Here is a 12,502-nt window from a genome sequence, read left to right on the forward strand (position 1 = left end):
GTAATTCAAAAACTAGCACGTATCTTAGCCTTTCAACTCAAGTTTTTAAACTAATTTATTGTTGATTATGATTAAGAAACAAGGACTTTATTTACCAGAATATGAACATGAAAATTGTGGAGCTGGTTTTATTTGTAATCTTAAAGGAGAAAAAACAAATCAAATCATTCATGATGCTTTAGAAATTCTGGTGAAATTAGAGCACCGTGGAGGTGTAAGTGCTGATGGAAAGACAGGTGATGGTGCTGGATTATTGATTGATATCCCTCATGATTATTTTAAACGTGTTTGTGATTTCAAAATCCCTGAACAAAGAGAATATGCTGTAGGTATGGTGTTTTTACCTAAAGTTTCAAACCAATATGATTTCTGCAAAAGAACTTTTGAGCAGGAAGTAGAAGCTCAAGGATTAGCTATTTTAGGATGGAGACAAGTTCCTGTTGATTCTTCTCAATTAGGTGAAATAGCATTGGCTTCAGAACCAAACATAGAACAATTATTTGTTGGTAAAACTGAAGATATTGACGAGGCTACTTTTAAGGCTAAATTATACGCTGCAAGAAAAATAACTGAACATACGATAAGACGTTCAAAAATATCTGAAAGTGATTATTTTTATGTACCAAGTTTATCTACGACAACGCTTATCTATAAAGGTATTATTATGCCCGAGGATATTGGCCCATATTATACAGATTTACAGCAAATAGATCTGGTTACTCGATTAGCTTTAGTACACCAACGTTTCTCAACAAACACAATGCCTACATGGGAACTGGCACAACCGTTCCGTTTTATGTGTCAGAACGGAGAAATTAATACGCTACGAGGTAATGTTAGTAGAATGCGTGTTCGAGAAGAGATCATGAGGAGTGATGTTTTTGGCCCTCAAATAGATAAATTATTCCCAATTATTTTACCTGGAAAGTCTGATTCTGCATCTATGGATATGGTGGTTGAATTATTGACACACACAGATAGATCTTTACCAGAAATCATGATGATGATGATTCCTGAAGCTTGGGAAAAACATGCAACCATGTCTGAAGAAAAAAAGGCCTTCTATGAATATAATGGTTGTATCATGGAACCATGGGATGGTCCTGCCTCTGTGCCATTTACAGATGGAGATTATATAGGAGCTCTATTAGATAGAAATGGTTTAAGACCTTCTAGATATACATTGACTAAAAGTGGTAAATTAATTATGTCATCAGAAGTTGGTGTAGTAGATATTGCCCCTGAAGATGTAGAAAAACACGGTAGACTAGAACCTGGTAGAATGTTTTTAGTCGACATGAACAAAGGAAGAATTATAGATGATGCAGAGATAAAAAACAAAATAGTATCGGAAAGACCTTATAAAGAGTGGTTAGACAAAACACGTTTACATCTTAGAGATGTACCTTACACCAACGAAACTTGTCCGATTGAAACGATTGACATTAAAACGCGTCAACGTTTATTCAACTACACATTTGAAGATATCCAAGAGGTAATCACACCTATGGCTCAAAAAGGCAAAGAAGCTTTAGGATCTATGGGTATAGATACGCCTTTAGCAGTTTTATCTGATAGACCTCAACTCATCTCAAATTACTTTAAGCAATTATTTGCACAAGTAACCAATCCGCCTCTTGATGGAATCAGAGAAGAAATTGTTACAGACATTAGTTTAAATTTAGGTAAAGATCGAAACATATTCAGCATAACAGATAGACAGTGTAGAAAATTAAGAATTCAAAACCCTGTAATTTCTAATGCTGATTTAGAAAAAATACGAACTATCCAAATTGAAAGCTTTAAAGCTGAAACCATCCAAATGCTTTATCCAAAAGCTCAAGGGATGAATGGTTTGGAAGATGCGCTTGATGATGTTATTATACAAATAGAAAAGGCCATAGAAAGAAAAACAAATATCATTATTCTTTCAGACCGTGGCGTAAATGAAGAATTTGCTCCTATACCTGCCTTATTAGCTTGTTCTTATGTAAATCATCAATTAAATCGTTTACGCAAACGTTCATATTTTGATATCATTATTGAATCTGCTGAACCACGCGAACCACATCATTTTGCAACTTTATTTGGTTATGGAGCTAGTGCCATAAATCCTTATATGGTTAACGAAATTATCAGAATGCAAGTAAAAGAAGGTTTCATTACTGATATGGACGAGCAAAAAGCAGTTGATAATTTTAATAAAGCTATTGGGAAAGGCATTTTAAAGATTATGAATAAAATAGGAATCTCTACACTTCATTCTTACAGAGGTTCTCAAATTTTTGAAATTGTTGGTTTCAACTCACAATTCGTTGAAAAATATTTCCCTTACACTGCTTCAAGAGTAGAAGGTATCGGTTTATATGAAATTGAAAAAGAAATTGACCAACGTTATAAGCAAGCTTATCCAGATAATTCAATCGATAAAAAATTAGGGTTGAATATTGGTGGTGATTACAGATGGAGACGTAATGGTGAACGTCATTTGTTTAATCCAACTACGGTTTCTAAACTTCAACAAGCTGTAAGATTGAGTGATCAGGCGAGTTATGATGTATATTCAAAAGCCATCAACGAACAGTCTTCAAATTTAATGACTATTCGAGGTTTATTTGAATTTGATAACTTAGACCCTATTCCTCTTGAAGAGGTTGAACCATGGACCGAGATAGTTAAAAAGTTTAAAACTGGAGCCATGTCTTATGGTTCCATTTCTCGTGAAGCTCATGAAAATTTAGCAATTGCGATGAACAGAATTGGTGGAAAATCCAATTCTGGTGAAGGTGGAGAAGATAGAAAGCGTTTTCAGAAAGATGTTAATGGAGATAGTAGAAACTCAGCTATAAAGCAAGTAGCATCAGGTCGATTTGGTGTAACTTCACATTATTTGACAAATGCTCGAGAGATTCAAATTAAAATGGCTCAAGGAGCTAAACCTGGTGAAGGTGGACAATTACCTGGAGAAAAAGTATTACCATGGATTGCAAATGCTCGTAACTCTACACCTTTCGTAGGTTTAATTTCTCCGCCACCGCATCACGATATTTATTCAATTGAAGATTTAGCACAATTAATTTTCGATTTAAAAAACGCTAATCGCGACGCTAGAATTAACGTTAAATTAGTATCAGAAGTTGGAGTTGGAACCATTGCTGCTGGTGTTGCAAAAGCAAAAGCCGATGTGGTACTAATTTCAGGATATGATGGTGGTACAGGAGCTTCGCCTTTAACATCACTTAAACATGCAGGATTACCATGGGAACTAGGGTTATCTGAAGCACAACAAACTTTAGTACTTAATAATTTAAGAAGTAGAATTGTTGTTGAGTGTGATGGCCAATTAAAAACAGGACGAGACGTTGCTATAGCAGCATTGTTAGGTGCTGAAGAATTTGGTTTTGCTACGGCTCCTTTAGTGGCTTCAGGTTGTATAATGATGCGTAAGTGTCATTTAAATACATGCCCTGTAGGTATTGCAACTCAAGACAAGGAGTTACGTAAAAACTTTAAAGGTACGCCAGAACATGTTATTAATTTCTTCTACTACATTGCTGAAGAGCTAAGAGGCATTATGGCGCAATTAGGGTTTAGAACTTTAGCTGAAATGGTGGGGCAAACTCATAAAATAAATGCAAACAAAGCAATTAAGCATTACAAAGCAAAAGGCTTAGACTTATCAAGTATATTACACAGACCATCAGCATACAGTGAGTTAACTGTTAGAAATACTGAACAACAAGATCATAATTTAGATAACGTTTTAGACTTTACTATTTTAAAGGATTCACATAGGGCTCTATATCGAAAAGAAAAAATGACTCTTGAATACCCAATTAACAATATTAACAGAACTGTTGGTGCTATTGTAAGTAATGAGATTTCTAAAATCTATGGCCATTTAGGGTTACCAGAAGACACCCTTAATATTAACTTCACAGGTTCTGCAGGACAAAGTTTTGGTGCTTTTGGAGCACATGGATTAACATTTACTTTAGAAGGAAATACAAATGATTACTTAGGTAAAGGTTTATCTGGAGCAAAGTTAATTATTAAAAAACCTGCTAAAGCTGATTTTATTGCAGAGAATAACATTATTGTAGGTAACGTTTGTTTGTTTGGTGCTGTTCAAGGTGAAGCTTATATTAATGGTATTGCTGGTGAGCGTTTTGCAGTTAGAAACTCTGGAGCTACTACTGTTGTTGAAGGTGTCGGAGATCACTGTTGTGAGTATATGACAGGTGGTAGAGTAATTGTTTTAGGTGAAACCGGAAGAAACTTTGCCGCAGGTATGAGTGGTGGTATTGCTTATGTATATGACCCTAAAAATAAATTTATAAACGGGTTATGCAACACAGAAACTATTGAGTTTGAAGATATCACATCTGAAGATGCTAACGAATTAAAACAAACTATAGAAAAGCATGTACTCTACACAAATAGTAGCCTTGGGGAAAAGCTATTAGGAGATTGGGATACAAGCTTAGGCAATTTTGTAAAAGTGATGCCAATTGAATACAAACGTGCTTTGAAGCGTTTAGAGACTGAAGAACAAATGGTAGAAGAATTAACAACAGCATAGTGTCATGGGAAAAGTAACAGGATTTAAAGAATTTGAAAGACAAGATGAAAAGTACACGCCTGTAGAAGATCGTGTAAAACATTATAAAGAATTTACAGTTTCTCTACCTGAAGAGGAAATAACAAAACAAGGGTCGCGTTGTATGGATTGCGGCATCCCGTTTTGTCATAGTGGTTGTCCATTAGGAAATTTAATTCCTGATTTTAACCATATGGTACACCAAGGCGAATGGCAAAAAGCATCGTGGATACTACATTCTACTAACAATTTTCCAGAATTTACAGGTCGATTATGTCCTGCTCCTTGTGAAAAATCTTGTGTTTTAGGGATTATTGAAGACCCCGTATCTATAGAAAATATAGAAAAGAACATTGTAGAACGCGCTTTTAAAGAAGGTTGGATTAAACCACAACCTCCAAAAACAAGAACAGGAAAAACTATTGCTGTTGTTGGTTCTGGACCTGCCGGTTTAGCTGCTGCACAACAATTAAACAGAGCTGGACATACAGTAACTGTTTTTGAGCGTGATGATGAAGTTGGAGGCTTATTACGTTATGGTATTCCTAACTTCAAAATGGAAAAAGAAATTATAGACCGCCGTATTGCTATTCTTGAAGCTGAAGGCATCACATTTAAGACTAACGTAAATGTTGGTGTTAATTATGATGTTGAAGATTTAAAAGCATTTGATTCTGTTGTACTTTGTGGTGGTGCTACAGAAAGACGTAGTTTACCAACTCCAGGTATTGATGCTGATGGGGTTGTTCAGGCTATGGATTTTTTAACACAACAAACTAAAGTACTATTTGGCAAGAAGGTAGAAAACCAAGTAATGGCTACAGATAAAGACGTTATAGTTATTGGTGGTGGTGATACAGGTTCAGATTGTATTGGAACTTCGAACCGTCACGGAGCAAAATCGGTAGTTAATTTTGAGATTATGCCAAAACCTCCAGGGCATCGTTCGCCAACTACACCTTGGCCTTTTTGGCCTTTACAGTTAAAAACATCGTCTTCTCATGAAGAAGGTGTAGAGCGTAACTGGCTAATCAATACAAAGGAGTTTGTTAAAGACAAAAACGGAAAATTGACTGCTCTTAAAACTGTTAATGTAGAATGGAAAATGGTGCCAGGACAACGTCCACAATTAATAGAAATTGAAGGCACTGAAAAAACATGGCCATGTGATTTGGCTTTGCTAGCACTTGGTTTTACAGGTCCTGAAAGCACACTTGCTGATAAATTAGGCATTAAAACTGATGCACGTTCCAACTACAAGGCAGAGTATGGAAAATATCAAACTAATATCCCTAATATTTTTACCGCTGGTGATATGCGTCGTGGGCAATCTTTGATTGTATGGGCCATTTCTGAAGGTAGAGAAGCTGCTAGACAAGTTGATTTATATTTGATGGGTAAATCTAATTTACCATCAAAAGATGTTACTGGAGATTTGGTTGCTATGTAATTATATTAAAAGTTAAGACTAAAAAAAAGCGAACTTAAAGGTTCGCTTTTTTTATTTCAAATTATTTAATTTTTTCAAAAGCTCCGATTTATTATTTATGGACACTTTTATCTTATCGTTATTAGACATATAAACAAAAGGTGGCTTTCCTTTTGTGTATTTTCTAACGTGTTTTAAGTTAACCAAATATGATTGATGAACCCTACAAAAATCAGAGTCAATAAATAAATCTGTATACGTTTTTAGTGTTTTTGAACTAAAAATCTTTCTGTTATCGCTCATGTAGAAGAAAGTACAATTTATGTCTGATTTACAATATAATATATCAGAAACTTGTAGTACGGTATTAGAGTCTGAACCATTTATTGTAATTCTTCTTTCAGCATCTTTAACTTTTTGATTGTATAATAAGGCATCTATTTTTTCACTTAATTTATCTACAGTGCTCTTTTCATTGTTTATTCGTCTTATAACTTCAATAAAATCTTCCGAGATAATTGGCTTAAGTAAATAATGAAGTGCACTAAACTCAAAAGCTCTAACTGCGTATTTATCAAATGCCGTAGTAAATACTACGTGAAAATTTCTATATGTTAATTGTTCTAAGTAATTAAATCCTGTTTTTTCATGTATTTCCACATCTAAAAAAACCAAATCGGGTTTTAGCGCTTTAGTACCTTTTAATCCGTCTTCAACGGAATTAAAAGTGCCTTCAATAGAGATTGTGCTATGTTGTTTAGCTAACTCTAAAATGTTTTTAACACAGTGCTGTTCATCATCAATTATTATAGCTCTAATCATCGTTAAATAGTTTTCTTAATGGTAAATGTAGCATTACTCTCGTTCCAACTTTCTTGTCAATTACTTTTAGACTCGCATTAGTATTTGTCTTTTTATTTATAATATCAATCCTATTTTTTGTGATTTTGGTTCCTAAAGAACGCTTATTTAAATTATGATTTTGTTGTCGTCCAATACCATTATCATCTACAATATACAATAACATTCCATGTTCTTTTTTTGCTTCAATAGTTATAACGCCTTTAGTGTTTATTTTTGATATACCATGCCAAATACTATTTTCTACAAAAGGTTGTAAAATCATAGGAGGGACTAAAACATTTTTGATGTCTAAATCTGAATCTACTGTAATCTCGTAATTAAACCCTTCAGAAAAACGTTTGTTTTCAATTTCTAAATAAGTTTTTAACAGTTCAATATCCTCTTCCAGAGTTATTTCAGTCTTTTCTGAATTCTCTAAAGTTTTTCTCATAAGGCTAGAGAATTTATTTAAATAACTTTTTGCAGTATTTTTATCCTTACTAGATATGTAGCTACCAATTGAGTTTATCGCATTAAAAATAAAGTGTGGATTCATTTGCGCCCTGAGTGCTTTAAGTTCAGTATCTGCTACCTTTAAATCAAACTGTGCTTTTCTTCTTTTCTTATACAAGAAAAACCCAATTAATAAAAATGTAATTATAGAAATAGCAATAGCCAAAGTTGAATTTTTTATAACTTTTTGGTGTTCTGCCTTTTGATTAGAGATAAGTTGTTGTTTTTCAAATTGATTTTTTAAAACCAGTTTTTCTTTTTCATATTTATATTGCTCTTCTCTTTTAATTATTTCTTCTTTATTGTTTAAAACAATTAAGCTATCATTAAGTGCTACACTTTTTTTGTATGCATTCAAGGCTTCATTGTAGTTTCCTCTTTTTTCATAAATTTCGTAGAGACCTTCCCAAGCACTTGCCTGCCATTCTATCTGATTTGTTTGTTGTGATAGTTTAAGTGTCTTTTTTATATTAATTTCTGCTAACCTATAATCTTTTTGCATCAAATTAATTGCGCTAATATTATTTAGCGCTAAAACTTGAACGTTGTAATTATTTAACGATTTGCCTAGTCGATTTGCTTCATCATAGTAGTGTAGAGCTTTAGTAATATTATTATTTCTTTTATTAGCTAGTCCTAGATTCAAGCTTATGTTAGGAATAAAGTCCTTATAATCTTCTTGCTTAGCTATAGATAATGCCTCTTCTAAATACTTTATACCTTCTGCAATACGACTTTCTTTTTCAGTAAGAAGCACTCCTAAATTTGTTAAAGCTTCAGATTGACCGCGCAAATTATTTAGTTCTCGGGTAATTTCTAAATAACCGTTATAATTTTCAAAAGCCTTATCAAATTCACCTAAGTCAGCATGGATATTAGCAATATTTGCATAAACAGTAGATTTAAAGACTTTATTGTCTATTTCATTAGCGATATCCAACGCTTGGTGGAACCTATCTAATGCTTCAGAAAACACCTTTTTAATATAATAGGACATTCCAAGAAATAAAAAAGACCTGAATTCTCCCGTCTTATAATCCAAATCTTTCGACAATATAAGAGATGCTTGTGATAAGCTTGTAGCTTCATCAGGGTAATTATACATTATTTTATAGGCTGTTTTTAGCATTAACATAACTTTTAAAGAGTCTTTCTGGGTATTATTTTCTATTACCATTAGTAAAGAATCTACTTCTTTTTGTTGTTGAGAAGACATAAAAACAGGCATTAAAATAAGTGCTAAAAAACCTATTGCCCTTTTTATATAATCTCTTTTTGAACACTTCATGAATATTAAATTTTTAATTTTTTTTCAAATAATAAATAAACACCCTTGAATAATAATTCCAAATAGCTTTTTGATAGGTATAGGGCTAGGTTTAATAAAATTTTAATCCTAAAACCCTTATAAAATGAAAAATGTATTTAAGTTATTACTACTAGTGTTTTGCTTAAGCTTAACATGTGTTTCTTGTACAGCACAAGAGTTGGATAGTGATCAACAACAAGTTGTTACTGACCCACCAAACCAAGATCTTGATCCACCAACGGATGATGATCCTAATGATTAATCATTAATATTTAAAACCAATTTTAAAGGGTTTGTTGTCTTTTTAAAATTGGTTTTAATTAATAATTGGTTTCTCTATTTCCGTTCTTATATTTGGTATAAATGGATACTAAATGCGCTGTGTTTTTTGCATCCATCTTAACGGTTAAATTTTTAATATGAGTTTCAACTGTTCTACTGCTTATATTTAATTTATCTGCAATTTCTTTTTGTGTTAAGCCTATAGTTAAAAGATTTATAACTTCTTTTTCTCGATTGGATATATTCAACCACTTACCTATGTTTAACATAGCCTGAATATTTTTGTCTATATATTTTTCTCCATTCATTACGGCAGTTAGAGCTTCCAAAGTTTCATCTATACCCAATTGTTTGTGCAAATAGCCATCTACATGGATATGGTTAAACAGGATTTCGTAACTATCTATTTTTGCTTCTTGAGAAAGAATTATAATTTTAATCTCTGGGTAGAACGCCTTAACTTTTTTTGCTATATCAAACCCATTATAATCATCTGATTCAAAATTTAAATCTAAAATTAGTATGGTTACTTTTTGAGAAGACAAAATACCAAGAGCTTGCTGATAATTATAAGAAACATTTATACTATTCACATAGTTGGGATACTGCTCTAATAAAGACACTAGTCCTTGAGAGAAAATAACAGAGTCATCTACAATTAAAATATCTGATTTTATTACCTTCATAAGTCTTTTTGAATTGGAAAATTAACATGTACCTGAGTTCCTGTATGGGTCTTTTCTATTTTACACTTGCCTTCAATAATTTCAACACGTTGTTTAATATTAAGTAAACCAATGCCTTCTTTATGATTATTTTCTATCCCAATGCCATTATCATCAAATAAAAAATGCAAATTATCATTGTTATCTTTATAGTTTTTAATAGTGATTTTTGTAGCAAGAGAATGCTTTTCAACATTATTTAATACCTCTAGTAAAATACCGTAAAAATTGTTTTTTACAACCAGAGGTAACGTATTTAAAACATCGGGTAATTGAGTTTCAAGTTCAACAAAAATATTACCGTATAACTGAAATTCACTAAGCCTAGATTTAATAATATCTGTAAATTTTTGACTTCCCATATACATTTCCAAAGGATAGATTCTATGTGAAACCACTCTAATTTGTTGATTCATTTTTTTTAAATCTTCTGTAATTTCATCAACCATTTGATTTAGTTTTTTAGATCGTTTTAAGGCTAATACCCTTAACCTAAGCCCATCAAAATTTGTAGTGATAATATCGTGTAAATCTCTTGCTATTCTTTTTTTGATGGTTTCTTGCCCTTGATATATAGCTTCAAGTTTTTCTATTTTATTACTTTGAACAACTGTTCTTTGTTTTTGTACGAAAAAATAATAAACAACGATAAGTAATAAGGTTATAGTTGCTAAAATTATAACTGTTAAATTTTTACTCTTTATGTTTTCGTTTTTTTGGGTAAGTAATATTTGTGCATTTTTATTCTCTATATTTAATTTTAGTATTTCATTTTCTTTTTTTTTATTTTCAAATTTTGCCTGTAAGTTTTGCACAAGCTTTGTTTGTTCAGAATTATAAACAACCTCATATAAGTTAGAGTGTTTTTCATAAACCTCTAGTGCTTTTTTATAAAGCCCTTTTTTTTTATAATATTCAGCCTCATTCTTATAATGGCTAAGAATAGCTTGTTGATTTGTTACAGAAGGTAGAAGTTGATTTGCTTTATTTAAGTTTTGTTTTGCTAAGTCTAAATCAAAATATTCTAAATATAAGTTAGTAATACCATTATAATTATACAGGAGTGAGATAGTATCTTTTAAAATACTATTTATAGTTATAGACTTAATGAAATTCTCTTCAGAGGCTTTGGTCTTACCAAGTGATTTATAGGTTAGAGCAAGATTACTAAGTAAAATAGCATATTGGGAGCTATTTTTGTCTAAGAATTTTAGTCCTTTTTTATAATTTACAATCGCAGAATCTAAAATTTTGAGATTATCATAAGCATTAGCAATATTTGTGTAACATATACCGATGCCTAAATTATTATTTAGTTTTTGTTCAAGCTCTAATGCTTGAAAATAATAGATTAAAGCTTGATTATGGTTTTTTAATTGATTTTGGATATTGCCAATAATGGTACAAACATCAGCTAGCTTTTGTTTGTTATCTGTTTTTTTAAAACCCTCATAGGCTTTTATTGAGTATATTAAAGCGTCTTCATAAAGCTGCCTGTTTTTATAAACAATTCCTGCTTTTAAATAAGCTTTATAAATAGATTTATCAGGATCAAAATTTTCATAGATATCAATACTTTTTTTAAGGTATGTTAATAAACTATCTTGCTGGTTATGTCTCGCCTTAAGCAGTGAAATATTATAATTTAAATCTGCAGCAACTTTTGATGTACTATCTAAGGCAAGCCCATTTTTATATATAAATTCAGCTTTAATATAATCTCGTTTTCTGTGATATAGAGCTCCAATTTTCTTATAGAAAATAGCTGCTTTACTATTGTTTTTATTATCTAAAGCAATAGCTAAACCTTTTTTAAAAATATCTAAAGCAGCTGTATTATCTATTTTCTTTAAACTATCTCCTTTTTTAATTAAAGCATCTATTCTATCCCTCTCATTCTTTTGATTAAAGGTTTGACATTCTGGATACAAGTGTGTAAATGAGAATAACAATAGAAAAACAAGATTTTTCATTGAGGGTTTTTGGTTTACTCCACCAAATTAAAAAATATTGGCTATAAATTACCTTATAAATATAAAATTACGGGAATTTACGGATTGCACTCCTTTCTCTTATGGCGTAATATTGAATAAGTAAATCAACCCAAAAATCTTCCTCTCAATTTATCTACTATATGTTATTGTTTCTATTGCTATTAACAATAAATAAAATTAAAGATGAAAAGATTACTATTTGTTCTATTAACTGTAAGTCCATTTCTATTATTTAACTGCAGTAATAATGATGATGACAATAATCAAGATGAAGGATTTGATGGCTCCATAGAAGACATTAGAGATTTTTATAATGATGATTTGGTAGATGCGCTTGAAGACTTGGGTTTTAATTTAAATACTGGAAATAATCCTCCTAATATTGAAGGGGTATATTTTGTGTCGCCATTATTATTGGAAGCTAGCAGTGTAACGGGAGATATAGTTGGAATGCCTTTTAATGATTATACAATAACATTTTCTAATCAAAATAATAGTGCTTTAACGATTGATTATTTTGGTGATCAAGGTAACCAAATAGATCAAGGAAGTGGATCATTTATTTCTGGAGATGATGACAATTTCACTGTTTTATTAATTACTACATCTACTGATGAGTCTAATAACACTACTGCTGATTCAGCTATTTCAATATCAGGAGTATTAACAGATGGTGGGATTGAAAATATTCAAATGGCCTTTATGATGCTTGATAATAAAGGAAATCCAAATGGTGAATGGATTCCAAATAATACGGGCCGTATAGCTTATGACTCTGATTTTAACTCTCCGAAACAATAATTAATC

Annotated in this window: 8 protein-coding genes; 4 read left to right on the forward strand and 4 right to left on the reverse strand. The window is 31.6% G+C overall.

From position 1 onward, the window contains the following. Nucleotides 1-67: 67 nt before the first annotated feature. Together gltB and Q0772_RS05670 are read left to right on the forward strand one after the other, a co-directional pair. Nucleotides 68-4,582 (forward strand): glutamate synthase large subunit, encoded by a 4,515-nt coding sequence (gltB, locus tag Q0772_RS05665; RefSeq protein WP_298341252.1) that lies wholly within the window; start codon nucleotides 68-70, stop codon nucleotides 4,580-4,582. Between the two features lie 4 nt (nucleotides 4,583-4,586). Further along, nucleotides 4,587-6,050: a glutamate synthase subunit beta gene (locus tag Q0772_RS05670; protein ID WP_298341254.1), complete on the forward strand. Its 1,464-nt coding sequence runs from the start codon at nucleotides 4,587-4,589 to the stop codon at nucleotides 6,048-6,050. A 51-nt stretch (nucleotides 6,051-6,101) separates the two neighbouring features. Here the strand turns inward: Q0772_RS05670 and Q0772_RS05675 are convergent, their stop codons facing one another. Beyond that, nucleotides 6,102-6,851, reverse strand: coding sequence for a LytTR family transcriptional regulator DNA-binding domain-containing protein (locus tag Q0772_RS05675; RefSeq protein WP_298341256.1), 750 nt, complete (start codon nucleotides 6,849-6,851; stop codon nucleotides 6,102-6,104). Further along, the gene (locus Q0772_RS05680) at nucleotides 6,844-8,673 is read right to left on the reverse strand and encodes a histidine kinase (RefSeq protein ID WP_298341258.1); all 1,830 of its coding nucleotides are present in this window, start codon (nucleotides 8,671-8,673) and stop codon (nucleotides 6,844-6,846) included. The genes Q0772_RS05675 and Q0772_RS05680 overlap by 8 nt, the downstream gene beginning before the upstream one ends. A gap of 124 nt (nucleotides 8,674-8,797) precedes the next feature. On the opposite strand from Q0772_RS05680, the gene Q0772_RS05685 reads away from it, so the two are divergent. Further along, nucleotides 8,798-8,956, forward strand: a complete 159-nt coding sequence (locus Q0772_RS05685) for a hypothetical protein (protein WP_298341261.1) — start codon at nucleotides 8,798-8,800, stop codon at nucleotides 8,954-8,956. A 58-nt stretch (nucleotides 8,957-9,014) separates the two neighbouring features. On the opposite strand, the gene Q0772_RS05690 is transcribed toward Q0772_RS05685, so the two are convergent. Beyond that, nucleotides 9,015-9,662, reverse strand: coding sequence for a response regulator transcription factor (locus Q0772_RS05690; protein ID WP_298341263.1), 648 nt, complete (start codon nucleotides 9,660-9,662; stop codon nucleotides 9,015-9,017). After that, nucleotides 9,659-11,674: an ATP-binding protein gene (locus tag Q0772_RS05695; protein WP_298341265.1), complete on the reverse strand. Its 2,016-nt coding sequence runs from the start codon at nucleotides 11,672-11,674 to the stop codon at nucleotides 9,659-9,661. Before Q0772_RS05695 ends, Q0772_RS05690 begins: the two co-directional genes overlap by 4 nt. A 204-nt stretch (nucleotides 11,675-11,878) precedes the next feature. On the opposite strand from Q0772_RS05695, the gene Q0772_RS05700 reads away from it, so the two are divergent. Then, nucleotides 11,879-12,496 (forward strand): hypothetical protein, encoded by a 618-nt coding sequence (locus Q0772_RS05700; RefSeq protein WP_298341267.1) that lies wholly within the window; start codon nucleotides 11,879-11,881, stop codon nucleotides 12,494-12,496. Nucleotides 12,497-12,502 lie beyond the last annotated feature (6 nt).

This window comes from uncultured Algibacter sp. (assembly GCF_947490405.1).
Lineage (GTDB): Bacteria > Bacteroidota > Bacteroidia > Flavobacteriales > Flavobacteriaceae > Algibacter_B.

Excerpts from the sequence above, each read along its gene's own strand:
- Q0772_RS05680 (WP_298341258.1), bottom strand. The coding sequence starts at position 8,673 with ATGAAGTGTTCAAAAAGAGATTATATAAAAAGGGCAATAGGTTTTTTA.
- gltB (WP_298341252.1), top strand. The coding sequence starts at position 68 with ATGATTAAGAAACAAGGACTTTATTTACCAGAATATGAACATGAAAAT.
- Q0772_RS05690 (WP_298341263.1), bottom strand. The coding sequence starts at position 9,662 with ATGAAGGTAATAAAATCAGATATTTTAATTGTAGATGACTCTGTTATT.
- Q0772_RS05675 (WP_298341256.1), bottom strand. The coding sequence starts at position 6,851 with ATGATTAGAGCTATAATAATTGATGATGAACAGCACTGTGTTAAAAAC.
- Q0772_RS05695 (WP_298341265.1), bottom strand. The coding sequence starts at position 11,674 with ATGAAAAATCTTGTTTTTCTATTGTTATTCTCATTTACACACTTGTAT.
- Q0772_RS05670 (WP_298341254.1), top strand. The coding sequence starts at position 4,587 with ATGGGAAAAGTAACAGGATTTAAAGAATTTGAAAGACAAGATGAAAAG.
- Q0772_RS05700 (WP_298341267.1), top strand. The coding sequence starts at position 11,879 with ATGAAAAGATTACTATTTGTTCTATTAACTGTAAGTCCATTTCTATTA.
- Q0772_RS05685 (WP_298341261.1), top strand. The coding sequence starts at position 8,798 with ATGAAAAATGTATTTAAGTTATTACTACTAGTGTTTTGCTTAAGCTTA.